Source organism: Micromonospora sp. NPDC020750, assembly GCF_044334565.1.
GTDB lineage: Bacteria > Actinomycetota > Actinomycetes > Mycobacteriales > Micromonosporaceae > Micromonospora.
The window spans coordinates 93627-119670 of the sequence record NZ_JBIRTH010000002.1 but is presented as its reverse complement, the minus strand read 5'-3'; the positions used below and the strand labels follow the sequence as shown (position 1 = coordinate 119670).

Annotated in this window: 20 protein-coding genes; 13 read left to right on the top strand and 7 right to left on the bottom strand. The window is 74.7% G+C overall.

The annotated features are described in order from the left end of the window. Positions 1 to 24: 24 nt before the first annotated feature. Positions 25 to 1425, bottom strand: a complete 1401-nt coding sequence (gene eccD / locus ACH4T9_RS05685) for a type VII secretion integral membrane protein EccD (RefSeq protein ID WP_396670617.1) — start codon at positions 1423 to 1425, stop codon at positions 25 to 27. A gap of 101 nt (positions 1426 to 1526) precedes the next feature. Between eccD and eccCa the strand changes: the two genes are divergently transcribed. The 4 genes from eccCa to ACH4T9_RS05665 all read left to right on the top strand — a co-directional run bounded on the left by eccCa (position 1527) and on the right by ACH4T9_RS05665 (position 8618). Then, a complete protein-coding gene (gene eccCa, locus ACH4T9_RS05680; RefSeq protein ID WP_396670618.1) occupies positions 1527 to 5513 on the top strand; it encodes a type VII secretion protein EccCa in 3987 nt (1328 codons plus the stop codon). 109 nt (positions 5514 to 5622) lie between these two features. Next, positions 5623 to 6996: a type VII secretion-associated serine protease mycosin gene (gene mycP, locus ACH4T9_RS05675; RefSeq protein ID WP_396670619.1), complete on the top strand. Its 1374-nt coding sequence runs from the start codon at positions 5623 to 5625 to the stop codon at positions 6994 to 6996. A gap of 71 nt (positions 6997 to 7067) precedes the next feature. Next, positions 7068 to 7880, top strand: a complete 813-nt coding sequence (locus tag ACH4T9_RS05670) for a phosphatase PAP2 family protein (protein ID WP_396670620.1) — start codon at positions 7068 to 7070, stop codon at positions 7878 to 7880. Between the two features lie 30 nt (positions 7881 to 7910). Then, on the top strand, positions 7911 to 8618 hold the full coding sequence (locus ACH4T9_RS05665) for a phosphatase PAP2 family protein (RefSeq protein WP_396670621.1): 708 nt from the start codon (positions 7911 to 7913) through the stop codon (positions 8616 to 8618). Between the two features lie 37 nt (positions 8619 to 8655). Here the strand turns inward: ACH4T9_RS05665 and ACH4T9_RS05660 are convergent, their stop codons facing one another. The 6 genes from ACH4T9_RS05660 to ACH4T9_RS05635 form a co-directional block, all read right to left on the bottom strand. Then, the gene (locus tag ACH4T9_RS05660; RefSeq protein WP_396670622.1) at positions 8656 to 9834 is read right to left on the bottom strand and encodes a MarP family serine protease; all 1179 of its coding nucleotides are present in this window, start codon (positions 9832 to 9834) and stop codon (positions 8656 to 8658) included. Positions 9835 to 9891: 57 nt separating this feature from the next. Beyond that, positions 9892 to 10590: an NUDIX hydrolase gene (locus tag ACH4T9_RS05655; RefSeq protein ID WP_396670623.1), complete on the bottom strand. Its 699-nt coding sequence runs from the start codon at positions 10588 to 10590 to the stop codon at positions 9892 to 9894. Further along, on the bottom strand, positions 10587 to 11240 hold the full coding sequence (locus ACH4T9_RS05650; RefSeq protein WP_396670624.1) for a TlpA family protein disulfide reductase: 654 nt from the start codon (positions 11238 to 11240) through the stop codon (positions 10587 to 10589). The genes ACH4T9_RS05655 and ACH4T9_RS05650 overlap by 4 nt, the downstream gene beginning before the upstream one ends. Next, the gene (gene nth, locus ACH4T9_RS05645; protein WP_396670625.1) at positions 11237 to 12025 is read right to left on the bottom strand and encodes an endonuclease III; all 789 of its coding nucleotides are present in this window, start codon (positions 12023 to 12025) and stop codon (positions 11237 to 11239) included. The genes ACH4T9_RS05650 and nth overlap by 4 nt, the downstream gene beginning before the upstream one ends. A 106-nt stretch (positions 12026 to 12131) precedes the next feature. Then, complete coding sequence (locus ACH4T9_RS05640) at positions 12132 to 13292, bottom strand: CapA family protein (RefSeq protein WP_396670626.1); 1161 nt, start codon at positions 13290 to 13292, stop codon at positions 12132 to 12134. Between the two features lie 55 nt (positions 13293 to 13347). Continuing rightward, a complete protein-coding gene (locus tag ACH4T9_RS05635; protein WP_396670627.1) occupies positions 13348 to 14040 on the bottom strand; it encodes an adenosylcobinamide amidohydrolase in 693 nt (230 codons plus the stop codon). A gap of 217 nt (positions 14041 to 14257) precedes the next feature. Here ACH4T9_RS05635 and ACH4T9_RS05630 point away from each other — a divergent pair, with 217 nt between their 5' ends. The 9 genes from ACH4T9_RS05630 (at position 14258) to ACH4T9_RS05590 (ending at position 25610) form a co-directional block, all read left to right on the top strand. Then, on the top strand, positions 14258 to 14935 hold the full coding sequence (locus ACH4T9_RS05630) for a Crp/Fnr family transcriptional regulator (RefSeq protein WP_007073398.1): 678 nt from the start codon (positions 14258 to 14260) through the stop codon (positions 14933 to 14935). Positions 14936 to 15030: 95 nt separating this feature from the next. Continuing rightward, positions 15031 to 15774 (top strand): metallophosphoesterase family protein, encoded by a 744-nt coding sequence (locus ACH4T9_RS05625; protein WP_396670628.1) that lies wholly within the window; start codon positions 15031 to 15033, stop codon positions 15772 to 15774. 672 nt (positions 15775 to 16446) lie between these two features. Beyond that, on the top strand, positions 16447 to 17052 hold the full coding sequence (locus tag ACH4T9_RS05620; RefSeq protein WP_396670629.1) for a TetR/AcrR family transcriptional regulator: 606 nt from the start codon (positions 16447 to 16449) through the stop codon (positions 17050 to 17052). Positions 17053 to 17093: 41 nt separating this feature from the next. After that, a complete protein-coding gene (locus ACH4T9_RS05615; protein ID WP_396670630.1) occupies positions 17094 to 17951 on the top strand; it encodes a TIGR03084 family metal-binding protein in 858 nt (285 codons plus the stop codon). Further along, positions 17948 to 19711 (top strand): acyclic terpene utilization AtuA family protein, encoded by a 1764-nt coding sequence (locus ACH4T9_RS05610; protein ID WP_396670631.1) that lies wholly within the window; start codon positions 17948 to 17950, stop codon positions 19709 to 19711. Before ACH4T9_RS05615 ends, ACH4T9_RS05610 begins: the two co-directional genes overlap by 4 nt. Continuing rightward, complete coding sequence (locus ACH4T9_RS05605) at positions 19708 to 20847, top strand: acyl-CoA dehydrogenase family protein (RefSeq protein WP_396670632.1); 1140 nt, start codon at positions 19708 to 19710, stop codon at positions 20845 to 20847. The genes ACH4T9_RS05610 and ACH4T9_RS05605 overlap by 4 nt, the downstream gene beginning before the upstream one ends. Further along, positions 20844 to 22445, top strand: coding sequence for an acyl-CoA carboxylase subunit beta (locus ACH4T9_RS05600; RefSeq protein WP_396670633.1), 1602 nt, complete (start codon positions 20844 to 20846; stop codon positions 22443 to 22445). Before ACH4T9_RS05605 ends, ACH4T9_RS05600 begins: the two co-directional genes overlap by 4 nt. Positions 22446 to 22458: 13 nt before the next feature. After that, on the top strand, positions 22459 to 24450 hold the full coding sequence (locus ACH4T9_RS05595; protein ID WP_396670634.1) for an acetyl/propionyl/methylcrotonyl-CoA carboxylase subunit alpha: 1992 nt from the start codon (positions 22459 to 22461) through the stop codon (positions 24448 to 24450). After that, the gene (locus ACH4T9_RS05590) at positions 24447 to 25610 is read left to right on the top strand and encodes an acyl-CoA dehydrogenase family protein (protein WP_396670635.1); all 1164 of its coding nucleotides are present in this window, start codon (positions 24447 to 24449) and stop codon (positions 25608 to 25610) included. Before ACH4T9_RS05595 ends, ACH4T9_RS05590 begins: the two co-directional genes overlap by 4 nt. The last annotated feature ends 434 nt before the right edge of the window (positions 25611 to 26044 follow it).

The following is a 26044-nucleotide window of genomic DNA, read 5'->3' as shown; positions in this document are numbered from 1 at the left end:
GACGTCGACGGGCCCGGGAGCCGCTCAGCCGAGCAGCCCCCGGGCCCGCTCGTACAGGTCGAGCACCGCACAGGCCACCGGCACCACGGAGACCACCAGCGCGGTGTCGGTCAGGTCGGCCAGCCGACCGACGTACGGCGACACGGGCCGCCGGGCGGAGGTGGTGCCGGCGACCACGGCGACCAGGGCCACGACCGGCCCGCCGACGGCCAGCAGCAGCCCTCCGGCCGGACCGGAGTTCACGGCGAGCACCCCGCCGAGCAGGGCGGCCCCGGCCAGCCCGGCGGCCACCGGGGGCACCCGGTGGCGCAGCGCCACGAATAGCCGGGAACGCAGCAGCAGCACGACGGACGCGACCGCCACCAGCAGCCGGCCGGCCGTCCCGCCCGTCGCGGCGAGCACCGCCGCCGCCCCGGCAGCCAGTACGGCGTGCCCGATCAGCATCCCGGTCAGCATCTCCTCGGTCCGGGCCACGGCGGCGTACACCCGGGCCCGGTCCGGCAGGTCCCGGGCGGCCTCGGCACCGGGGCTCCCGTCGCCGGGCAGGGTGATCGGCGGCAGCGGCATCCTGCCCAACCGGATGGCCAGCAGCGGCAGCCCGCCCAGCGCGAAGACCAGGACGCAGAACAGCACCGCCGCGGCGCCCTCGGCCGGCAGCGCCAGGCCGCCCAGCGCGACGAGCGCGCCGGCCGCCCCGACGGTCACGCCGGCCACGAAGACCCGGACCCGGCTGGCCACCCCGAGCAGGCCGAGCAGCGCCACCAGCAGCAGCGCCACCGTGCCGGCCAGCAGCTCGGGGGCGCCCAGCCAGCGCAGCGGCGCAAACGCGCCGACCTGGTCGCCGGAGCTGACCGCGAGGGCGCCGGCCGTGGCGGCGTACGGCAGGGCGTAGCCGCCCAACGTGGCGCCGGTGGCGCCGTCGCCGTACGCCCGGGAGGCGACCGTGCCGGCGACGGTGAGCAGCAGCGCCACCGCGAGCGCGACCTGCCAGCCGGCCCGGTGCCCGGGCTCGGCGGCGAGCACGGCGAGCAGCCCGACGGCGAGCGGGACGGCCGCCCCTGCCAGGGCCGCGGCCCGGGTGACGGCCGGCGACCAGGCCGCGCCCCGGCGGCGGGCCCCGTCGACGATCGCCTCGACCACGTCGTCGTACTCCAGCTCGGGCCACTCGGCGCGGGCCGGCACCAGGTGCAGCACCTCGCCGTCGCGGACCCCCTGGGGCAGCAGCGCCTGGGCGGTGAGCAACACCATGCCGTCGGTGCGGCGCAGCACCCAGCCACCGTGCCGCTCCCCGTCGTCGGCCAGTCCCTCACCGGCGTGCCGGAGCACCTCGGGCAGCAGCTCGGCGAGGGGGACCTGCTCCGGCAGGGCGACGTCGACCCGGCGCTGGGGGGCGCTGATCGTGACACGGGCCAGCCCGGTAGTCATCGACGCTTCTCCGTATCGAGGGGGGATGGCGGCTGCGCGGACGACAGGACTTTACCTACGATGAGCCAGGCTCGGGTTACCGAGCGCTCTGGGGAGGGCGTGTGTCCACTGTCGTCATCAAGCGACCGCCCCGGCGTCCCGCGCCGGAGATCCCGGTCGGCGAGCTGCCCGTCGAGGCGCCGCCGGAGATCCCCGCCGTCACCGGCAGCCGCTGGCAGCAGGCGCTGATGGTGCTGCCCATGCTGGGCGGGACGGTCGCGATGGCGATGATGTTCGGCCGGGGCGGCGGGGCCTACTCGTACGTGGTCGGGGGGATGTTCGGGCTGTCCTCCGTGGCGATGCTGGTGACCTCGTGGGGCAGCGCCTCCGGCACCCCGAAGAAGTCGGAGATGATGGCCGCCCGGCGGGAGTACCTGCGGCACCTCACCGCGTTGCGCCGCCGGGTCAGGCGGACCGCCGGGCAGCAACGGGCCGGGCTGCACTACCGGCACCCCGACCCGGGCCGACTCTGGTCGACCGTGGACAGCCACCGGATCTGGGAGCGCCGGCCGGCCGACCCGGACTTCGCCGTGGTCCGGGTGGGCCTCGGCCCGCAGACCCTGGCCACCCCGCTGGTCCCGCCGGTCACCCGGCCGTTGGAGGAGCTGGAGCCGATGACCGCCGGCGCGCTGCGCCGGTTCCTGGACGCGTACTCGGTGGTGCCGGACCTGCCGGTGGCGCTGTCGCTGCGCAGCTTCGCCCGGGTCTACGTCCGGGGCGAGTCGGCCGCCCGGGGCGCCGACGGGCGCGTGCGGCCCGACACCGGTTCGACCGACGCCCAGGCCCTGGCCCGGGCCGTGCTCACCCAGCTCGCGGTCTTCCACGCCCCGGACGAGCTGCTGGTCGCGGTCTGCGCCGGCCCGGAGCGGCGAGCCCTCTGGGAGTGGGTGAAGTGGCTGCCGCACGCCCATCACCCCACCCGCGTCGACGCCGTCGGCCCGGTCCGCCTGGTCACCAGCTCCGCCCCCGAGCTGGAACGGCTCCTCGACGACGTGCTGGCCAGCCGGTCCCGGTTCAGCCCGGCCGGCCCGGCCACCGACGGCCCGCACGTCGTGGTGGTGCTCGACGGCGGCGACCTCACCGGCGCCACCGACCTGGTCGGCGACGGCGGCATCGACGCGGTCACCATCGTCGACCTGGACACCCCGCCGCCGCGCCTGCTCGACCGGTACGCACTCCTGCTCGACCTGCGCGGCGGCCGGCTGGACTCGCACTCCGTCGAGGGGCACGCCGAGGTGGGCGCCGCCGACCGGCTGGCGCCCGCCGACGCGGAGGCGGTCGCCCGCCGGCTGGCCCCGTTGCGGCTGGCCACCGCCGTACGCGGGCCGGACGCCCCGGTCAACGCCGAGCTGGGCCTGCCCGAGTTGCTCGGCATCGGCGACCCGGCCGGCTTCAGCGCCGAGCAGGGCTGGGGGCCCCGGTCGGCCCGGGACCGGCTACGGGTGCCGATCGGGGTGGGCACCGACGGCGGGGCGATCGAGCTGGACCTCAAGGAGTCCGCCCAGGACGGGATGGGCCCGCACGGGCTGCTGATCGGGGCGACCGGCTCCGGCAAGTCCGAGCTGTTACGCACCCTGGTCCTCGGGCTGGCCGCCACGCACAGCTCCGAGCAGCTCAACTTCGTCCTGGTCGACTTCAAGGGCGGGGCCACCTTCGCCTCGTTCGACCGGCTGCCGCACACCGCCGCGGTGATCACCAACCTGGCGGACGCGCTGCCGCTGGTGGACCGGATGGTCGACGCCATCAACGGGGAGCTGGTCCGCCGCCAGGAGCTGCTGCGCCGGGCCGGGAACTTCGCCAGCCTGCGCGACTACGAGCGGTCCCGGGCCGCCGGCAATCCGCTGGCCCCGCTGCCGTCGCTGCTGCTGATCTGCGACGAATTCTCCGAGCTGCTCTCGGCCAAGCCGGACTTCATCGACCTGTTCGTGCAGATCGGCCGCCTGGGCCGGTCGCTGGGGGTGCACCTGCTGCTGGCCAGTCAGCGGCTGGAGGAGGGGCGGCTGCGCGGCCTTGACACCCATCTGTCGTACCGGATCGGGTTGCGCACCTTCTCGGCGCTGGAGTCGCGGACGGTCCTCGGGGTGCCCGACGCGCACGAGCTGCCCCGCTCGCCGGGGCACGGCTACCTGCGCTTCGGCACCGAGCCGCTGGTGCGCTTCAAGGCCGCGTACGTTTCCGGGGCGCTGCGTCGCCCCGACGGCGCGGCGGGGCGCGGCGGGGCCGGCGTGCCCCGCCTGCTCGCCTTCTCCACCCATGCGGTGCCGGTGTCGGAGCCGGCCGTTCCCGCCCCGATGGCCGCCGCCGAGGCGGACACCGGCGCCGCGAGCCTGCTCGACGTGCTGGTGGGGCGGTTGGCCGGGCAGGGCCCGCCGGCCCATCAGGTGTGGCTGGCACCGTTGGGCGACGCACCCACCCTCGACGAGTTGCTCGGGCCGGTCGGCGCCGACCCGGCGCGCGGGCTGGGCTCCGCCAACCCGGAGCTGCACGGCGCGCTCCAGGTGCCGGTGGCCGTCGTCGACAAGCCGTTCGAGCAGCGTCGGGACCTGCTCTGGCTGGCTCTCGGCGGCTCGGCCGGGCACGTCGGCGTGGTCGGCGGCCCGCAGAGCGGCAAGTCGGGCCTGCTACGCACGCTGGTCCTCGCGCTGGCGCTGACCCACACGCCCGTCGAGGCGCAGGTGTACTGCCTGGACTTCGGCGGCGGAGGGCTGGCCGCGCTGCGCGACCTGCCGCACGTCGGCGGGGTGTCCGGCCGGACCGACCCGACCGCCGTGCGGCGCACCGTCGGTGAGATGGCCACCCTGCTGGCCGACCGGGAGCGCCGCTTCGCCGCGCTGGGGGTGGAGTCGATGGCGGCGTACCGGCAGCGTCGGGCCGCCCTCGCCGTCGCCGGCCAGCCGACCACCGACCCGTTCGGCGACGTGTTCCTGGTGGTCGACGGCTGGGGCGCCCTGCGCGCCGAGTACGACGACCTGGAGCCGCTGGTCACCGAGCTGGCCACCCGGGGCCTGTCGTACGGGTTGCACGTGGTGGCCGGCTCGCTGCGCTGGACGGACTTCCGGCCCGCCGTCCGGGACCTGTTCGGCTCCCGACTGGAGCTGCGGCTCGGCGACCCGTCGGACTCGCTGTTGGTCCGGCGGGCGGCTGCGGCGGGCGTGCCGGAGGAGACGCCCGGCCGGGGCATCACCGGCGAGGGCCTGCACTTCCTCACCGCGCTGCCCCGGCTGGCCGGGCCGGACGGGGAGACCGCCACGCTGGTGAAGGCGGTCGCCGGGGCGTGGACCGGGCCGGTCGCGCCCCGGGTCCGACTGCTCCCGCCGGTGCTGCCGTACGCGGAGCTGGACCTGGCCGGCACGACCGGGCTGGCGCTGCCGGTCGGGATCGCCGAGGCGGACCTGCGTCCGGTGGTGCTCGACTTCGCCACCGAACCGCACCTGTTGGTCTTCGGGGACGCCGAGTGCGGCAAGTCGTCGTTCCTACGGGCGCTGGCCGCCACCGTCGTGGGCCGGTTCACCCCCGACCAGGCCCGGGTGATCCTGGTGGACTACCGGCGCAGCCTGCTCGGCGCCATCGACACGGAGCACGAAATCGGCTATGGCACCGACGCCGCCCGCACCGTCGACCTGGTCGAGGCGGCCGCCGGGTACATGCAGCGCCGGCTGCCCGGCTCGGACATCACCCCGGCACAGCTGCGGGAGCGGTCGTGGTGGTCGGGGCCGGAACTGTTCGTGCTGGTCGACGACTACGACCTGGTGGCCAGCGGGCCGGTCAACCCGCTGCGTGCGCTGGAGGAGTACCTGTCGCAGGCCCGGGACATCGGCCTGCACCTGGTGCTGGCCCGCCGCGCCGGCGGCGCGACCCGCGGCTACGACCAGTTCCTCCAACGGCTGCGCGAGCTGTCCGCCCCCGGCCTGGTGATGGCCGGCAGCTCGGACGAGGGGCCGCTGGTCGGCCAGGTCCGGCCCGGCCCGCTCCCGCCCGGACGGGCCCGGCTGGTGACCCGGCGGGAGGGCGTACGCCTGGTCCAGCTCGCCCATCTCCCTCCGCAGTGAACGCCAGCACCGGCCGGGGCCGGCGGCGTTCCGGTGACCTGTTGCTGGATCGGCGTGTGGCGGAGGGGAAAACCGGTAATCTCCGAGCAGCATGTGTCCGTCGCGATGAATGGCTGGGAATGTGACTGGGGATCGGCAGGGCTGTTCGACGACGGCGCGACGGCTCAGCCGCCACGCGCTGCTCGGCGCGACGGCGCTCGCGGTGTCGCTCATCGGTCCGGTTCCGCCGTCGGCGCTCGCCGCGCCGGCCCACCACGCCGCACCCGCCCGCCACGCCCCGCTCGCCGCGCCGCCGGTCGGGGCGACACCCTGGCGGGTGTCGCCGGTGGACACGCCGGCGCGGCTCGACCAGGTCCGCGACGAGCAGTGGCAGCTCGACGAGCTGCGGGCGTCGACCGCCTGGCGTACCTCGACCGGGCGCGGCGTCACCGTGGCGGTGATCGACTCCGGGGTGGACGGTTCGCACCCGGACCTGGCCGGTCAGGTGCTGCCCGGCATCGACCTGGTCGACGACGGCGACACCGACGACGGCCCGGACCCGGTCGGGCACGGCACGACGGTGGCCGGCCTGATCGCCGGGCGCGACGACGACAAACGCGGCGCGGTCGGGCTGGCCCCCGACGCGAAGATCCTCCCGGTGCGGGTCCTCGACGACGAGAACCGGTACGACGACGCGATGATCGTCGCCAAGGGGGTCCGTTGGGCCGTGGACAACGGCGCCCGGGTGATCAACCTGTCCCTCGGCGGTGGCGGCGACAGCCCCGCCCTGGCGGCGGCGCTGGACTACGCGTTCGCCCGGGACGTGGTGGTGGTCGCCTGCACGGGCAACCTGGCCGCGTCCTCCGACACCAAGGTCTGGTACCCGGCCCGGGAGCCGGGCGTGATCGCCGTCGCCGGCCTGGAACGCGCCAGCGACAACCTCTGGTCCGGCTCGATCACCGGCCACGCCACGATCCTCACCGCGCCGGCCACCGGCCTGGTCGGGGCCCGGCCGGGCGGGTACTGGCGGGTGCAGGGCACCAGCTTCGCGACCCCGCTCGTCGCCGCCACCGCCGCCCTGATCCGGGCCCGCTGGCCGCAGATGTCCGCAGGTGAGGTGGTGAACCGCCTGATCAGCACCGCGCGGGACATCGGGCCCGCCGGCCGCGACGACCGCTTCGGGTACGGCATGGTGGACCCGGTCGCCGCGCTCACCGCAGACGTGCCGTCGGTGCGGCGCAACCCGCTCGACGACCACTCCTCCCCGGGCGTGGTGGGCTTCGGTCCGGCACCCGGTACCACCGAGGAGGAGCCGGTCGCCGGAGCCGGCGCGGACCCGCTCGGCTTCACCGCGCCCCGCCAGCAGACCCGTTGGACGGCCCGGCCGGCCGGCGGGTCGGACGGCTCCGACCCGGAACGGCTCTGGACGAGCGTCGCCGTCGCCGTCGCCCTGGCCGCCGGGGCCGTGCTGGTGGGCCGTCGCCTCCGCCGGTCGGTCCGCTGACCGATGGCCGCCGTCGGGTTCCATCGGCGCTGGCCGGCCTGATCCGGCACCCGGCCGGGTAGGGATGTGGCATGAGCACGTCCGGTCAGCACACTCCCGGGTCAACGTCCCCGTCGTGGCGGGCCCGCCGCCTCGACCAGGACCGGTCGCTGGGGCTGCGGCTCACCCTCGCCGCCGGCGCGGCCTTCCTGGTCCTGGTGCCGTTCGCCCTGCTCGCCCTGCTGGTGCTGGGTTCCTGGGCACCGCTGCACCGGCTGGACGCCTCGGTGACCCACGCCCTGCACGGGTATGCCGTCGACCATCCCGGCTGGGTGGGATTCATGACCGTGTGGACCCATGCCTTCGGCCCCGGCCCGCTGCGGGTCGCCGTGCTCGCCGTGGTGGTGTGGCTGTTCACCCGGCACGCCCCGCGGCTGGCCTGGTGGGCGGTCACCACGATGGCCGTGGGCGGGCTGCTCAACGCGCTGCTCAAGCTGCTGGTCGGCCGGGACCGGCCGGACCTGCTCGACCCGGTGGCCAGGGCCGCCGGCTACTCGTTCCCCTCCGGGCACGCGCTGAACGCCACCCTGGCCGCCGGGGTGCTAATGCTGACCTTCCTCCCGTACGCCCGGGAGCGCCCCGCCGCACGGTGGGCGCTGTGGGCCGCCGCCGTCGTGGTCGCCGGCCTGACCGGGGTGAGCCGGGTGGCGCTGGGCGTGCACTGGACCAGCGACGTGGTCGGCGGCTGGCTGCTGGGCGCTGCGACGGTGGCCGCCACGACGGCCGCCTTCCGCACCTGGCGGGCCCGCACGGGCCGCCGCCCGTCGCACCCGGCGACGGAGGGCGTCGAGCCCGAACTGGCCGACGGGGCGTGCCGGCCGGGCCCGGGCGGCGGGCAGGCGTAGCGGCCGGCCCGGTCGGGTACTGGCGGTGCCATGTCCGATGTGCTGGTCCAGAGTCTCAAGCGGGTGGTGCTCCCCGTGGGCCTGCTGCTCTCCGTCATGGTGCTGCTCGGGGTGCTCGTCACCCGGGTGTTCGAGCGCACCTGGCCGTTCACCGCCGAGGACGCGGTCAACCGTGAGCTGGCCGCCGACCGCACGGAGGTCTGGAACAACGTCTCGCTGGTGTTCAGCACGCTGGCCAGCACCCAGGCCATCGTGCTGGTCACCGCGATCGTGGCGGTGGTCCTGCGGCTGGTGCTGCACCGCTGGCGGGAACCGGTCTTCCTGTGCGCGGCGGTCAGCGCGCAGGCCCTGGTCTTCCTGCTGACCACGATGGCCATCGACCGCCGCCGCCCGGCCGTCGAGCACATGGACACCTCCCCGCCCACCTCCAGCTTCCCGTCCGGGCACACCTCGGCCGCGGTGGCGCTCTACGTCGGCATCGCGGTGCTGCTGGCCCTGCGGGCGCGCAGCACCCCGGCGAAGGTCGCCTGGTGGACGCTGCTGGTGCTGGTGCCCGTCGGCGTCGCGCTGACCCGGATGTACCGGGGCATGCACCACCCGAGCGACGTGGTGGCGTCGTTCCTCAACGGCGGCACCTGTGTGCTGATCATGGCGCGGGCGGTGCTGGACCGCGGGGTGCGGTGGGGCCGGGAGAAGCTGCCCGCCGCCGGACGGACGACCAAGGTCCCCGCGGCCTGACCGGGTCGGGGCCGCGTCAGGTGCAGCCGGGGCCGCGTCAGGTGCAGTCGCCGGTGCCGACGGCGCGGGTGCGCTCGGCGCCGGCCAGCGCCACCGGGCGGGCCTCGGCCGCGGTCACCGCGAAGCCGGTGTTCGGGTCGTCCGCCGCCGCCGCGAAGATCACCCCGAGCACCAGGCCGTTCGAGGAGAGCAGCGGGCCGCCGGAGTTGCCGCTGCGGACCAGCGCCCGGATCGTGTAGATCTCCCGGGTGACGTCGCCCGAGGAGTAGATGTCCGGACCGGTGATCCGGTCGACGTCCCGCACCCGGGCCGACTGGGCGTTGTACGGCCCGTCCAGCGGGAAGCCCAGCACGACCGCGTCCGCCCCGCTGCCCGCGTTGCCGGCGGCGAAGCGCAGGGACGGGCCGGGCAGGCCCGGCACCCGCAGCACGGCCAGATCCCGGTCGGGGTCGTAGACGACGACCTCTCCGTCGTACCGGTTGCCGTCCAGCTCCACGGCCACCGACCGGGTGCCGGCCACCACGTGCGCGTTGGTCATCACCCGGTCGTCGGCGTACACGAAGCCGGAGCCCTCGATGCGGCGGGCGCAGCTCGGCGCGGAGCCCAGCACCTTGACCACCGAGCGCCGGCCGTTGGCGACCACCTGGGAGCCGGCGAGCGCCGGGTCGGGCGGATCGACCTGCCGGGCCCGGGTGGGCGCGAGGTCACCGAAGACGTCCGGGAAGCCGTTCGTGTCGACCGTGTCCCGCAGCGCGTTGGACAACTCCTGCGCCTTGTCCGGCAGCACCCGGTCGACCACGGTGAGCAGCGCGCTGTTGCGCACCGAGGAGGCGAGCCAGGGCAGCGACGACGAGCCCAGCGGCACGGCCACCAGCCAGGCCACCAGCATGACGGCGACGAGCGAGACGAGCGCCCCGCCGATGTCGTCGGCCCGCCTGCCGACGTCGCTGGTGATCGTCTGGCGCAGGTGGGAGCCGACCCAACCGGCCAGCGCCTGGCCCACCACGGCCAGCCCGAAGATCGCGACGAGGGAGATCAGTACGCGGGCGCCGCTGTCCGCGAACTGGCGGGCCAGCAGCGGGCCGGCCTGGAGGCCGACCAGGGCGCCCACGAAGAAGCCGGAGAACGACAGCACCCCGATGACGAAGCCCTGACGGTATCCGCTGATCGCGAACACGAGCATGAGCAGTAGCAGGACGAGATCCACGGCGGACACGCCCCAAGGGTACGGGCACCGGGCTCGGCGGCGGACCGCCGCTCGCGGAACGTGACGTCAGGTGAGCGGGCCGGCCATCTCGTCGACGGAGTCGGTGCCGGCCGACGGCGCCGGGGCGGCACCGGTGGGCGGCAGGTCCATGACCCGGTCGCGCGGCCAGGGTCGGGACCAGCCGCCCATCTCCAGCAGGGTGGCGAGCACCCCGGCGGTGAAGCCCCAGACCAGCATGCCGCGCACCGAGAAGGCCGGGCCGATCCAGCCGCTCGGGTGGCGTACCCGCATGCGGTTGGCCGGGTCGACGAGTTCGGCGACCGGCAGCCGGGCGACGTGCGCGACCTCGGCCGGTTCCCGGGGGTGCACCGGGTGCGGTCGGTGCCACCAGCCGAGCACCGGGGTCACCACGAAGTCGCTGACCGGGATCCACAGCTTCGGCAGCTCGGCCAGCACGGTGACGCTGGCCGGGTCGAGGTCGACCTCCTCGTTGGCCTCGCGCAGCGCGGTGGCGGCGGAGTCGGCGTCGGTCGGGTCGGCCGCCCCGCCGGGGAAGGCCGGCTGCCCGGCGTGGTTGCGCAGGGTCGCGGCGCGCTGGAGGACCAGCACGTCCGGGCCGGCCCCCGGCTCCTCGGCCAGCAGCACCAGCACGGCGCTCTCCCGCCCGCCGCTGCTCGGGGTGGCGATCCGGGTGAAGTCCTCGGCCCGCGCGCTGCCGAGCCGGGCCAGCAGCGGGTCGATCCAGGGCGGGGGCTGCCGGGTCACGCGGACACCGTCAGCCCGAGGTGTCGGCGGACCAGCTCGGCCAGGCGGGCGTCGTCCAGCGCGCCGGAGGTGTCGACGTGCCGGACCCGGCCGTCGGCGTCGACAAACACGGTCAGCGGGATGGCGTTGCGGTTGAGCCCCCGGCTCAGGCTGTCGCCCTGGTCGAACAGGACCGGGAAGCGGATGCCGAAGTCCTCGCCGATCGACTGGGCGGCGTCCCGGCCGTCCCGGGCGTTCACCCCGACCACCTGGAGCCGGCCGGCCCCGCGCTCGCTGAGCCGCTGGAAGGCAGGCAGCTCCTTGCGGCAGGGCGGGCACCAGGACGCCCACAGGTTGATCACGGCCGGCCCCCGGACGTCCCGCAGCGCGACCGGGTCGCCGCCGGTGAAACAGGGCAGCGTCAACTCGGGCAGCACCGACCCGCCGGCCGGGGCAGCACCGGCCCCGGACGGCACGGACGCGGACGGCACGGCTCCGGACGCGGTCGGCGTCGCCGTGGCCGGCGGCGCGGTCAGGGCCGCGCAGGCGGCGAACGGCGACGGCCGGGTGTTCTTCCGGGGCTCGGGCGGCGCGGGCTCCCCGGAGGAGGCCGTGCAGCCGGCGGCGAGCAGGGCCAGCGGCAGGAGCAGGGCGGCGAGGCGGCGCTTCACGGCGCCTCCGCCACGACCGCCTGCTGCGGCACCAGCTCCGGGTCGACGCCTGCGGCGGCGGCCAGGTCCCGCGCCCGGGGGCCCTTGAGCAGCTTCGCGGCGGGGGCGGGCTCGGTCGGCCCCGTGCCGTACGACGGGCAGAGCTTCGCCAGGGTGCAGGCCCCGCAGGCCGGCTTGCGGGCGTGGCAGACCCGCCGGCCGTGGAAGATGATCCGGTGCGACAGCATCGTCCAGTCGCGCTTCGGGTACATCGCGCCGATCGCGTGCTCGATCTTTACGGGGTCGGTCTCGTCGGTCAGCCGCCAGCGGTGCACCAGCCGCTGGAAGTGGGTGTCGACGGTGATGCCGGGGACGTCGAAGGCGTTGCCGAGGATGACGTTGGCGGTCTTGCGGCCGATCCCGGGCAGTGTGACCAGGTCGGCGAGCTTCCCCGGCACCCGACCGTCGTACCGCTCGACGAGGCCCCGGCCCAGCTTGATCAGCGAGTCGGTCTTGTTTCGGTAGAAGCCGGTGGGCCGGATCAGCTCCTCCAGCTCGGACCGGTCGGCGCCGGCGTAGTCGGCTGCCGTCGGGTACCGGCCGAACAGCTTCGGGGTGACCTCGTTGACCTTCTTGTCCGTGCACTGCGCGGACAGGATCGTGGCGACGGCCAGCTCCAGCGGGTTGGCGTGGTCCAGCTCGCAGTGCGCGTCGGGGTGGGTCTCGGTCAGCACCCGGCCGATCTTCCGGGCGCGGCGCGTGCGGCCGAGTGCGGTCTCGGCGGCTCCGGGGGGACTGGTGGTCACGACGGAAAGCCTACGTCGACCCGGTGACGACTCGTCGTGCGCACACGGGCGGCGCGTCGCCCTGCGGCGGGTGCGGCCGGGTCACCCGGGCGGGTGACGCGCCCGGTCACCCCTCGGTGATGCGGCCCTTGTCGTCGAACCGGGCGCCGGTCTGCGGGAAGTCCGTCCGGGTGAGCTGCTTGATCAGGCCGAGGCCCCGGTCGTCCGGGTCCATGGTCGGCTTGCCGATCGAGTTCATGTACGTCGAGGCGAACGATCCGCCGGCGAAGCTTCCGTCCGGCTTGAGCGACACCTTGAGCACGCCGCCCCAGCCCAGCCGGCCGTTGTTGCTCAGCGAGTTGCCGCCGCCGGCGAAGTTGCCGAGGCTGTAGGCGATCAGCCGGCCCTGGTAGAACTCCATGCCGCGCAGCACGTGCGGGCCGTGGCCGACGATCAGGTCCGCCCCGGCGTCGATCATGGCGTGCGAGAACTTCACCGGGTCGCCCCGGTTCTCGCCGAGGAACATCTCGGTGCCCGGCCGGACCCGGGTCTTGTCGGCTCCCTCGCCGCCCATGTGCACCTGCACCACGACCAGGTCGGCCATGGTGGCGGCCTTCTTGACCACCGCGCTGGCGGCGTCGATGTCGACCAGGCTGTTGGACCAGACGTACGACGAGAAGCCGGCCACGGCGATCTTGACGCCCTCGACCTCGACCACGGTGATCTGGTCGGGCGCGCCGGTGTGCGCCAGGTCGTGCTTCTCCAACGCCCGCTGGGTGTTCTGGTAGCCCTTGGGGCCGTAGTCGTACCCGTGGTTGTTGGCCTGGTTGAGCAGCTCGAACCCGGCGTCGCGCAGGTGGGCGGCGTACTCCGGCGGGGCGCGGAACTGGAAGCACCGGGTCGAGTTGGCCCCGCACTTGCCGGTGCCGGTGTCCACCGTCAGCGGCTCCTCCAGGTTGCCCATCACCAGGTCGGCGGCGAGGGCGTCCTTGACCGAGTCGAAGAACCCCTTCCCGCCGCCTGGCGGGAGCCGGTTCGGCGCGTTGCCCATGATGATGTCGCCGGTGGCGGAGAGCGAAACGCTCTTCGCCTCACCCTTCGGCGTGCCGGCCGGGGTCGGGGTCGGGGCACCGGCCGTGCCGGTTTTGCCGCCCGCGGTCCCGGGTTGCCAGACCGGCTCGTCGCCGGGTTGCGCGCAGCCGGTGGCGAGCAGCGCGGTGAGCAGCAGGCCGAGGGCGGGCGTGACCCGTCGACGCGAGCGGATTCCGGAGGGGGCGGCAGCATACATCGCCCGCGACCCTACCGCGCGGACAACGCGCTGACGATGGCCGATCGGTCGGACTTCAGGCCGTACGTCCTTGCGACCACGGGACCACGAGACCCGCCCCGCCGGCCAGCACGGCGGCGTGCACGGCCCGGGCCAGCGGCGCCCCCCAGGTGGAGCGGGGCCCGCCGTACGCGGCCGGGGCCCCGTCGACCGGGCAGAGCACGGTGACCGCGTCCGTGGGGGTGCCGGTGGCCGCCAGCCCCAGCTCCCGGATCGCCTGCACCTTCGCCTCGGTCACGGTGGCCACCGCGTTGACCAACGCGGCGTCGCCGAGCCGGGCGGGCACCTGGACCACGATGTTGACGGTGCCGACCCGCGTCCCGGCCCTGGCGGGAGCGGGCTCGGCAGGAGCGGGCTCGGCGGGAGCGGGCTCGGCCGCCTGGAGCGGGGTGCCCAGCCCCACCGTGGCCCAGACCCGCACCCCGGTGTCGGTCCGGGCGATCACCTCGGCGACGTCGACCCCGGTCAGCAGCCCGACGCCGGGCCCGTCCAGGCCGAGCCGGCCGGCCAGTTCGGCCAGGTGCCCGGCCGGGTCGTCCCGGTGGTACGACATCGGCACGGTCGCGTTGACCACCCAGTCCCGTACGCCTATCCCACCGCCGAGCGGCGCGGAGCTGACCGCGAGCAGCGGCCGGTCGGCGCGCCAGACGAGCAGCGGCACGTCCCACCCGTCCTCGTGGCGGGTGGTCAGGGTCGGCTCGGTCAGCACGCCGCAGACCCTACGTCCCGGGCGCGTCGAGGACGGCTGGGGCCCTTCGGACCGGCGATCATAGTGGTTGATCAGGCCGGGCAGGTTACGTCCAACGATCAAGATTCCAGGGGTGCACCTCTGATTGCTGCTCACGTGCGCCTAGACTGGCCTCGCGCGAGGGATCAGCGGACGGCGGACCCGGCCGACGGACGGCACGCGTAGGCGGAGGTGCGCGATGGACGAGGTTCTGGCCCGCAGCGGAATCTTTCAGGGGGTCGACCCGGAGGCTGCCGAGGCGCTCGCCAAGGAGATGGAGACGATCGAGGTCCGCAAGGGCGAGGTCGTGTTCAACGAGGGCGAGCCCGGCGACAGTCTCTACATCCTCCTGTCCGGCAAGATCAAGGTCGGGCGGCGTGCCGCCGACGGTCGGCAGAACCTGATCGCCGTGATGGGCCCGTCGGACATGGTCGGCGAGCTGTCGCTCTTCGACCCGGGCCCCCGGACGGCCACGGCCACCGCGGTGACCGACACCCGGCTGGTGCGGCTGCGCAAGCAGGCCCTGCGGCCGTGGCTCAACAACCGGCCCGAGATCGCCGAACAGCTGCTGCGGGTGCTGGCCCGCCGGCTGCGCCGGACGAACGACTCGCTGGCCGACCTGATCTTCACCGACGTGCCGGGACGGGTCGCGAAGAACCTGCTCCAGATGGCCGGCCGGTTCGGCACCCGCGACGGTGGCGTGCTGCGGGTGACCCACGACCTGACCCAGGAGGAGATCGCCCAGCTCGTCGGCGCCTCCCGGGAGACCGTCAACAAGGCGCTCGCCGACTTCGCCTCGCGCGGCTGGCTGCGGCTGGACGGCAAGAGCATCATCATCCTGGACCCGGAGCGCCTGGCCCGCCGCGCCCGCGTCTGACCGCGCCCGCTCGGCCCTGCCCCGTCGTGTCCCGGTCCTGTCTGCCCGGGGCAGAATCGCTGGACGGCACGGCCGGCGGGCGAGACGGTGGGGCGATGCTGGAACATGTCGCGGTCCTGTCCGACATCCACGGCGCGCTGGCCCCGCTGGAGGCGGTGCTGGCCGAGCCGGACGTCGCCGCCGCCGACCTGATCGTGCTCACCGGCGACATCGCCGCCGGCCCCCAGCCCGTCGAGGTGCTGGACCTGCTGGCCGGGCTCGGTGACCGGGTCCGCTGGGTGGGCGGTAACGCCGACCGGGAACTGGTCGAGGCGCGGGCCGGCACACCATCCAAGATCGACGTGTCGAACTGGGCCGCTGAACAGCTCCGCGAGGACCAGGTCGCCCGGCTGGCCGGGCTCCCGCTGACGGTCACCCTGCCGGTAGCCGGGCTGGGCGAGGTGCTCTTCTGCCACGCCACGCCCCGCGACGACGAGGAGGTCGTCCTCGTCGACTCCCGGCTGGCCCGCTGGGCCGAGGTCCTCGCCGGGGTCCCGGCCGAGGTCCGCACGGTGGTCTGCGGGCACACCCACATGCCGTTCGCCCGGCTGGTCGACCGCCGCCTGGTGGTCAACCCGGGCAGCATCGGCATGCCGTACGGCGGCCCCGGCGCGGACTGGGCGCTGCTCGGACCCGGGGTTCAGCTGCGGCGGACGGCGTTCGACGTCGACGCCGCGTGCACCCGGGTGGCGGCGGAGTCGGGCTTCCCGGACGCCGCCGCGTGGGCCGACGAGTACCTACGCTCCCGGCACAGCGACGCCGACGCGCTCGCCGTTTTCGGCCCCCGTGACGGCCGCTGACCCGACACCCGACACCTGACCCAGCACCCGCCGCCCGCGCGATCCAGGCCGGGATGCCCGGCCCGAGCCGCCTGCCTCGCTCGAGCCGTCTTTCCGCACCGAGCCGTCTGCCCCGCACCGAGCCGCCCGGGGAGGGTTGGCGACCACCGGCCGCGGCCAACGGGTGTCCGTCCCGCCCTGCCCCGCGCGTTTCTCACTTCTCGCTTCTCGCTCCGCCCTCGCAACCGCGCGGAGGAGACACCACCTCGCGGGCACTATGGAGCTGCCCCGCCCACGCGCCCAGCGGGCAGCGCGACCCGGAGCAGACGCGCCCCCGCCCCTGCCGCCCCGCCACCACCCGCCCCTGGGCTGCCCCGCTCATGCGGGCAGCCCCACACCCGCCACCACCCCGCCCTGAAGAGCCCCGTTCATGCGGGCAGCTCCATAGGGAGCGGAGCACGGGTCACGGTTGGGCCACGTGTGCATGTCGATCCCCCTGCCGTACCGCAGCTCGGCCAACGATCGCCGGCCTACCGGATGCGCGGGCGAACACACGGGCGGATGTGCGGGCGGACAGTCCAGGTGCGCGGGCGAGCGGGTGCGGGTGCGGGTGCGCGGCGGATACGCGGCGACGCTCCGGGGGCGAAAAAAGTCAGGCTTGACTGTTTGTTTCGGCGGCGGCACGCTGTCCCCGTGACCGTCGCATCGACCCGCGTCCCCCAGCAGGAGCGCAGCCGCGCCACCCAGGCCCGGTTGCTGGAGGCGACCGTCGAGTGCCTCGTCGAGCACGGCTGGTCCGGCACGACCACCACCGTGGTGGCGGCCCGGGCCGGCGTCTCCCGGGGCGCCCAGCTGCACCACTACCCCACGAAGGCCGCCCTGGTCACCGCTGCGGTCGCGCACCTCGCCGAGCGCCGGGCCGAGGAGCTGCGCATCGAGGCCGAGGCGCTGCCCGCCGGGCCGCAGCGGCTCGACCGGGTGGTCGACCTGCTCGGCGTGGCGTTCACCGGGCCGCTCTTCGTCGCCGCCCTCGAACTGTGGGTCGCCGCCCGCACCGACGCCGAGTTGCGGAGCGCCCTGGTGCCGCTGGAGGCCCGGGTGGGCCGGGAGATGCACCGGCTGACCGTCGCGCTGCTCGGCGTCGACGAGCGCCGTCCCGGCGTCCGGGAGGCCGTGCAGGCCACGCTCGACCTGCTGCGCGGGCTCGGGGTGGCCAACCTGCTCACCGACGACTCGGCCCGCCGGACCGCCCTGCTCAGCACCTGGAAACGCCAACTCGCCGTCCTGCTCACGCCCTGACCGGGCCGCCGAGGCCCGTCCCGACCAGCCCTGGAGGTCCCATGGTCGACCGCACGGACCTGCTCACGCAGTTGCTCGCCGACCTGACCGGTGAGTCCGGGGAGCTGGACGCCCTGGTCGCCCCCCTGTCGTCGGGCGACTGGGAGCGGGCCACCCCGGCCGCCGGCTGGACGGTCGCCCACCAGCTCGCCCACCTGGCCTGGACCGACCACGTCGCCCTGCTCGCCGCCACCGACCCCGGGGCGTTCTTCGCCTCGGTCACCTCGGCCCCCGACCCGACCCGGCTGGTCGATGACGGCGCGGAGCAGTTCCTCGCCCCGCCGGCCGAGCTGCTGGCCCGCTGGCGGGCGGGCCGCGCCGCGCTGGTCCAGGCCCTCGTCACCGTCCCGGCCGGGGAAAAGCTGCCCTGGTACGGCACCCGGATGTCGGCCACCTCGATGGCCACCGCCCGGATCATGGAGACCTGGGCGCACGGCGAGGACGTGGCCGACGCGCTCGGGATCACCCGGGCCCCGACCGCCCGGCTCCGGCACGTCGCGCACCTCGGCTTCCGTACCCTCGGGCACGGCTTCGCGGCCCACGGCCGGGCGACGCCGACGGCACCGGTGCGGCTGGAACTCGCCGCGCCGGGCGGCGGCACCTGGGCCCACGGCCCGGCGGACGCCGCCGACCGGGTCACCGGGCCGGCGCGCGACTTCTGCCTGCTGGTCACCCAGCGCCGGCACCGCGCCGACCTGGCCCTGGTCGCCGTCGGGCCGGTCGCCGACGAGTGGCTCGACGTGGCGCAGGCGTTCGCCGGCCCGCCGGGCGCGGGCCGCGAGCCACTGGCCGGGTCGGCCGCCTCCCCCGGGCCGACGGCGCCGTCCGGCGGGCCACGCGGCGCCGGGGCGACGGCGTGACCGCGCCGCTGCGGGTCGGCAACGCGTCCGGCTTCTACGGCGACCGGTCCACCGCCTGGCGGGAGATGCTCGACGGCGGCAAGCTGGACGTGCTGACCGGCGACTACCTGGCCGAGCTGACCATGCTGATCCTCGGTCGGGACCGGCTGCGCGACCCCGGCCTCGGGTACGCGAAGACGTTCCTGCGCCAGTTGGAGGGCTGCCTCGGCACCGCGTTGGAGCGCGGGGTGCGGATCGTGACCAACGCCGGCGGGTTGAACCCCGCCGGGCTGGCCGCCGCGATCGGCACGCTCGCCGGCCGGCTCGGCCTCACCGCCCGGATCGGGTACGTCGAGGGCGACGCCCTCGCCCGCCCGGACGCGCTCACCGCGAACGCGTACCTGGGCGCGTTCGGGATCGCCGCCTGCCTCGACGCCGGGGCGGACGTGGTGGTCACCGGCCGGGTCACCGACGCGTCCCTGGCGGTCGGGCCGGCGATCGCCCGGTTCGGCTGGGGGCGCGGCGACCTCGACGCGCTGGCCGGGGCGACCGTCGCCGGGCACCTGATCGAGTGCGGGACGCAGGTCACCGGCGGCAACTTCAGCTTCTTCACGGAGCTGCCGGACGGCGGCCACCGCCCCGGCTTCCCGATCGCGGAGATCCATCCGGACGGCTCGTCGGTGCTCACCAAGCACCCCGGCACGGGCGGCGCGGTCACCGTGGAGACGGTCACCGCCCAGCTCCTGTACGAGGTGGGCGGCCCGGACTACCTGGGCCCGGACGTGGTGACCCGGCTGGACACCGTCGAACTGATCGCGGACGGCCCGGACCGGGTCCGGGTCACCGGGGTCCGGGGCACTCCTCCGCCGGACACCCTCAAGGTCGGGGTGAACAACCTCGGCGGGTTCCGCAACTCGATGACGTTCGTCCTGTGCGGGCTGGACATCCCGGCCAAGGCTGCCCTGGTCCGGGGGCAGGTCGAGGCGGCGGTCGGGACGGACGGGCTGGAGTTCGTCCTGGCCCGCACCGACCACCCGGACGTGGGCGACACGGAGGCGGCGAGCGCGCTGCTGCACGTACACCTGCGCGACGGCGACAAGGCGCGGGCCGGACGGGCGTTCTCGGCCGCCGCGGTGGAACTGGCCTTGGCCTCCTACCCGGGATGCACGTTGACCACGCTGCCCGGCGACGCAACCCCGTACGGGGTGTTCACCGCCGACGCGGTGCCCCAGGGCGGGGTCGAACACGTCGCCGTCCTCCCGTCCGGCGAGCGGGTCCCGATCGCGCCTCCGCCGACCACCCGTGCGCCGGCCTCGTCCGCACCGCAGCCTCCGCCGGCACACGGGCCTGCCCCCCGCGCCACCCGGCGGGGGTCGCTGGGCGAGCTGGTGGGGGCCCGCTCGGGCGACAAGGGCGGCGACGCGAACCTCGGCGTCTGGGCCCGCACCGACGCGTCCTGGGCGTGGCTGTGCGGCTGGCTGACCGTCGAGCGGCTGGCCGAGCTGCTGCCGGAGACGGCCCCGCTGACCGTCGAACGGTACGAGCTGCCGAACCTGCGGGCGGTCAACTTCGTGGTCCGGGGGCTGCTGGGGCAGGGGGTGGCCGCCTCCACCCGGTTCGACCCGCAGGCGAAGGCGCTCGGCGAGCTGCTCCGTTCCCGCGTGGTCGACCTGCCGGCCGACCTGCCCACCGGGCCGCCGCCCGAGAACGCGGGGCCACCGCCCGGGAGCACCGGGCCGCCGGCCGGGAACGCCGGGCCGGCCGGGGAGGTGACCCGGTGAGCATCGTGGACACCCCGGAACGGCGGCAGCTACGTGAGCTGACCAGGGCTTTCGTCACGAAGGAGGTGCTGCCGCACCTGAACGGCTGGGAGCGGGCCGGCGAGGTGCCCCGGGAGCTGCACGCCACCGCCGCGAAGCTGGGCCTGCTCGGCATCGGGTTCCCCGAGCGGGTGGGCGGCAGCGGCGGTGACCTGCTCGACTCGATCGTCGTGACCGAGGAGATCATCCGGTCGGGCGGCTCGTCCGGGCTGGTCGCGGCGCTGTTCACGCACGGCATCGCGCTGCCGCACATGGTGGCCTCCGGCGACGACGACCTGGTCGACCGGTATGTCCGGCCCACGCTCGACGGGGCGATGATCGGCGCGCTGGCCATCACCGAGCCGGACGGCGGGTCGGACGTCGCCGCGATCCGCACCCACGCCCGCCGCGACGGCGACCACTACGTGGTGAACGGGTCGAAGACCTACATCACCAGCGGCGTACGGGCGGACTTCGTGACCACGGCGGTCTGCACCGGCTTCCCCGGCAGCGGGGAGCTCACCCTGCTGGTGATCGACAAGGGCACGCCCGGGTTCACCGTCGGCCGGCGGCTGGAGAAGCTCGGCTGGCACTGCTCGGACACCGCCGAGCTGGCGTTCACCGACGTGCGGGTGCCGGTCGCCAACCGAATCGGCGAGGAGAGCACCGGATTCCTGGCGATCGTGCAGCACTTCGCCGCCGAGCGGCTGTCGCTGGCCACCCAGGCGTACGCGACCGCGCAGCGCTGCGTCGAGCTGGCCGTGGGCTGGTGCCGGGACCGGTCCACGTTCGGCCGGCCGCTGGCCAGCCGGCAGTTGATCCGGCACCGGCTGGCCGAGATGCACACCCGTGCCGAGGCGGCCCGCGCGTACGTGCACGACGTGGCCGAGCGGGTGGCTGCCGGCGAGCCGGTGGTGACCGAGGTGGCGATGGCGAAGAACGTCGCGGTGGCCGCCTGCGATTTCGTCGTCGACGCCTCGCTGCAACTGCACGGCGGGTACGGCTACCTGCGCGACGCCGAGGTGGAGCGGCACTACCGGGACGCCCGGATCCTCGGCATCGGCGGCGGCACCACCGAGATCATGAACGAGATCATCGCGAAGGGCATGGGCCTGTGACCACACTGGACAGCGCGCTCGACCCGTCCTCGCCGGTCTGCTCCGCCAACCGGGAGGCCCTGCTGGAACGCCTCGCCGAGCTGGACGCGGCCCTCGATCGGGCCCGCGCGGGCGGCGGCGAGAAGTACGTGACCCGGCACCACAGGCGGGGCAAGCTGCTCCCCCGGGAGCGGATCGAGCTGCTGCTCGATCAGGACAGCCCGTTCCTGGAGTTGTCGACGGTCGCCGCGTACGGGACGGACTTCCCGGTCGGGGCCAGCGTGGTGACCGGCATCGGGGTGGTCGAGGGTGTGGAGTGCCTGATCGTCGCCAACGACCCGACGGTACGCGGCGGAGCGGTGAACCCGTGGTCGCTCGCGAAGACTCGGCGGGCCGGCGAGATCGCCCTCACCAACCGGCTCCCCATGATCAACCTGGTGGAGAGCGCCGGGGCGGACCTGCCCACCCAGGCGGAGATCTTCATCCCGGGTGGCCGGGTGTTCCGCGACCTGACCCGGCTCTCGGCCGAGCGGATCCCCACGGTCAGCGTGGTCTTCGGCAACGCCACGGCCGGCGGCGCGTACGTGCCGGGCATGTCCGACCACGTGATCATGATCCGGGACCGGTCGCAGGTCTACCTGGCCGGCCCACCCCTGGTGAAGATGGCCACCGGCGAGGTCACCGACGACGAGTCCCTCGGCGGCGCGGCGATGCACGCATCGAAGTCGGGGCTCGCGGACTTCCTGGCGGAGGACGAGCGGGACGGCATCCGGCTGGCCCGGCAGTGCGTCCGCCGGCTCAACTGGCGCAAGCAGGGCCCGCCGCCGCGCAACCCGGTCCCGCAGCCGCCGAAGTACGACCCGGAGGAGCTGCTCGGCATCGCCAGCGCCGACCTGAAGGTGCCGTTCGACCCGCGCGAGGTGCTGGCCCGGGTGCTCGACGGCAGCGAGTTCGACGAGTTCAAGCCCGCGTACGGGACGGCCCTGGTGACCGGCTGGGGCGAGCTGCACGGGTACCCGGTCGGCGTGCTGGCCAACGCCCGGGGGGTGCTGTTCAGCGACGAGGCGCAGAAGGCGGCCCAGTTCATCCAGCTCGCCAACGCCTCCGACACCCCGCTGGTCTTCCTCCAGAACACCACCGGCTACATGGTCGGCACGGAGTACGAGCAGCGCGGCATCATCAAGCACGGCGCACTGATGATCAACGCGGTGTCGAACTCGAAGGTCCCCCACCTGACGGTCAACCTGGGCGCGTCGTACGGGGCCGGCAACTACGGCATGTGCGGGCGGGCGTACGAGCCACGGTTCCTGTTCACCTGGCCGAACGCCAAGTCGGCGGTGATGGGGCCGGCGCAGTTGGCCGGGGTGCTGTCGATCGTGGCCCGGCAGGCCGCCGCCGCCCGGGGCAGCGAGTACGACGAGGACTCCGACGCCGCGATGCGGATGATGGTCGAGCAGCAGATCGAGTCCCAGTCCGGGGCGCTCTTCCTCTCCGGCCGGCTCTACGACGACGGGGTGATCGACCCCCGGGACACCCGTACCGTCCTCGGGCTGTGCCTGTCGGCGATCCACAACGGACCGGTGAGGGGCGCCGACGGCTTCGGCGTCTTCCGGATGTAGGGGGCTGCCACTCATGATCACCAGACTGCTCGTGGCCAACCGGGGCGAGATCGCCCGCCGGGTCCTCGCCACCTGCCGGATGCTGGGCGTCGAGACGGTGGCCGTGCACGCCGACGCCGACGCCGACGCGCCGTTCGTCGCCGAGGCCGATCAGGCCGTACGCCTGCCGGGGAACACGCCCGCCGAGACGTACCTGCGGATCGACCTGATCCTCGACGCGGCCCGGAAGTCCGGCGCGGACGCCGTGCACCCGGGCTACGGCTTCCTCGCCGAGAACGCCGAGTTCGCAGCGGCGGTGACCGACGCGGGGCTGACCTGGGTGGGCCCGCCCGCGAAGGCGATCGCCGCGATGGGCGACAAGATGGCGGCGAAGGCGCTGCTCGCCGACGCGGGCGTGCCGATGCTGCCGACCTGGACCGAGGCCGACGAGATCACCGACTTCCCGGTGCTGGTGAAGGCGTCCGCCGGGGGCGGCGGCCGGGGCATGCGGATCATCCGGGAGGCCGCCGGCCTGGCCGAGGCCGTGGCCTCCGCCCGGCGCGAGGCGGCCGGGGCGTTCGGCGACGGCACGGTCTTCGTCGAGCGGTACGTCGAGCGGGGCCGGCACATCGAGGTGCAGGTCTTCGGCGACACCCACGGCACGATCCTGGCGCTCGGCGAGCGGGACTGCTCGATCCAGCGCCGGCACCAGAAGATCGTCGAGGAGGCCCCCGCGCTCCTGCCCGACGGGGTGCGGGAGCGGCTACACGCCGCGGCGGTCGCCGCCGGCCGGGCGGTCGGCTACGTCGGCGCGGGGACGGTCGAGTTCCTGCTCGCGCCCGACGGGGAGTTCTACTTCCTGGAGATGAACACCCGCCTCCAGGTGGAGCACCCGGTCACCGAGGCGGTCACGGGGCTGGACCTGGTCCGGCTGCAACTGCTGGTCGCCGAGGGCGAGCCGCTGCCGCTGGCGGCCACCCCGCCCGTCACCGGCCACGCGATCGAGGTGCGGCTGTGCGCCGAGGACCCGGGCCAGGGCTTCCGGCCCGCCACCGGCACCCTGCACCGCTTCGCGGTTCCCGGCGTGGTGGGCGAGTTCGCCCCGACCCGGGGACTGCGCCTCGACTCGGGAGTGGTCGACGGCTCGACGGTCGGCGTGCACTACGACTCGATGCTGGCGAAGCTGGTCGCCTGGGCCCCGACCCGCGCGGAGGCGGCCCGGCTGCTGTCCGGCGCGCTGGCCCGGGCCGAGCTGCACGGGGTGACCACCAACCGGGACCTGCTGGTACGGGTGCTGCGCAGCCCCGAGTTCCGCGCCGCCGAGGTCGACACCGGCTTCCTGGACCGGCACGACGGGGTGTTCGCCCCGCTGTTGCCGCCCGACGGGGTGCCCCTCGCGGCCCTCGCCGCCGCGCTCGCCTCGGCGGCGGCCCGCCGTTCGGCGGCCACCGTGCTCGCCGGGCTCCCCTCGGGCTGGCGCAACGTGCCGGCCTTCCCGCAGGTCACCCGGTTTATCGGCCCAGACGGCGAGATCGAGGTGCGGTACCGGCTGGACCGCGCGGGCACGCTCGCCGAGTGGTCGACGCATCCGGTGGCCGGGGACGGCTCCGGCGACAACCCGCCGGCCGTCGCCCTCGTCGGGGCCACCCACGACCGGGTGACGCTCGACGTCGACGGGGTGCGGCGGGCTTTCCGCGTACACCGGGTGGGGTCGGCGGTCTTCGTGGACGGCCCGGACGGGGCGGCGAGCCTGGCCGAGCTGCCGCGCTTTCCGCTGCCCACCGTGGAGCTGGCCGCCGGGTCGCTGCTCGCGCCGCTGCCCGGCGCGGTGGCCCGGGTACACGTCGAGGTCGGTCAGCGGGTCGCCGCCGGTGACCTGCTGCTGACCCTGGAGGCGATGAAGCTGGAACACCCCGTGCTCGCCCCGACCGACGGCGTGGTGGCCGAGCTGCCGGTGCCGGCCGGCGGCCAGGTCGACACCGGGGCCGTGCTGGCCGTGGTCAACTGCGAGGAGGACCCCCGATGAACTTCGACCTCACCCACGAGCAGGACCAGCTCCGCGACGCCGTCCGGGCGCTGGGCCGCAAGTACGGCCACGGCTACTTCGTCGAGAAGGCGAAGGCCGGCGGGCACACCACCGAGCTGTGGGACGAGGCCGGCCGGCTCGGCTACCTCGGCGTCAACATCCCCACCGGGTACGGCGGCGGAGGCGGCGGCATCACCGAGCTGGCCATCGTCTGCGAGGAACTGGCCGCCGCCGGCTGCCCGCTGCTGCTGCTCGTGGTCTCCCCCGCCATCGTCGCCACGATCATCACCAAGCACGGCACCGAGGACCAGCGCGAACGCTTCCTGCCCGGCATGGCCGACGGCACACTCAAGGTGGTCTTCGCGATCACCGAGCCGGAGGCCGGGTCCAACTTCCACCGGCTCGGCACGGTGGCCCGCCGCGACGGCGACGACTGGCTGCTTTCGGGCCGCAAGTGCTACATCTCGGGCGTCGACGAGGCGCAGTACGTGCTGGTGGTGGCCCGCACCGAGGACTCGTCCACCGGAAAGCTCAAGCCCGCGCTGTTCGTGGTGCCGACCGACGCGGCCGGGCTGACCCGGTCCAAGCTGGACATGGAGATCGTCTCCCCGGAGAACCAGTTCCTGCTCTACCTCGACGACGTGCGGCTGCCCGCCGACGCCCTGGTCGGCGGGTCGCTGGACGCCGGCCTGCCCGCGCTGTTCGCCGGCCTGAACCCGGAGCGGATCACGGTCGCGGCGATGGGCGTCGGCACCGGCCGGTACGCCATCGAGCGGGCCAGCGAGTACACGGCTACGCGAAAGGTCTGGGGCGGTCGGAGCATCGGTACGCACCAGGGGGTGTCACACCCGCTCGCCCACGCGGCGGTGCAGGTGGAGCTGGCCCGGCTGATGATTCACAAGGCGGCGACGCTGTACGACGCGGGGCGGGACCTGGAGGCCGGCGTCTCCGGCAATATGGCCAAGTACGCGGCCGGGGAGGCCGCCGCGTTGGCGGTGGATACGGCGGTGCAGGCGCTGGGCGGGGCGGGGATGACGACGGAGTACGGGGTGGCGACGTTGTTGGGGGCGGTACGGGCTGGGCGAATCGCCCCGGTGAGTCGGGAGATGATTTTGAACTTCGTGGCTCAGCACGTGCTGGGACAGGACAAGTCGTACTGAGGTGCGGGGGCAGGGCCAGCGAGGTTTACGGTCATTGCAGCGGACTTTGCCCCCCAGACCATTGCAAATCCGTTCATCTAAGGTGGCTGTGGCTGGGAATCTCTTGAGTCGACCGTCACTACGGATCTACGTTGCTCCGTGGGTGCTCGTTCGCCGGGCGAGACCGACAGGCTCGGCCAATGATCTTGTATCAGGGTCTCGTGCGGGTTTGTACCGTGTCCAGCATGGCCGTTAGGGAGCTGCGCAAGGAGTCGGAACTCCTGGCGGCCCGTTTCAGCCGACTCAATTTTTTGGCACCCTTCAGCTCGTAAGACTGCAGGTAAGCAGTGTCGTCCCCGCACGTGCGGGGCCCCCACCGCGCCCTCCGCTTGGCGAGCACGGACAGCATGCCGATCATCGCCCAGCCCTCCATGGTGGCGGTGTCGATGCCTGCT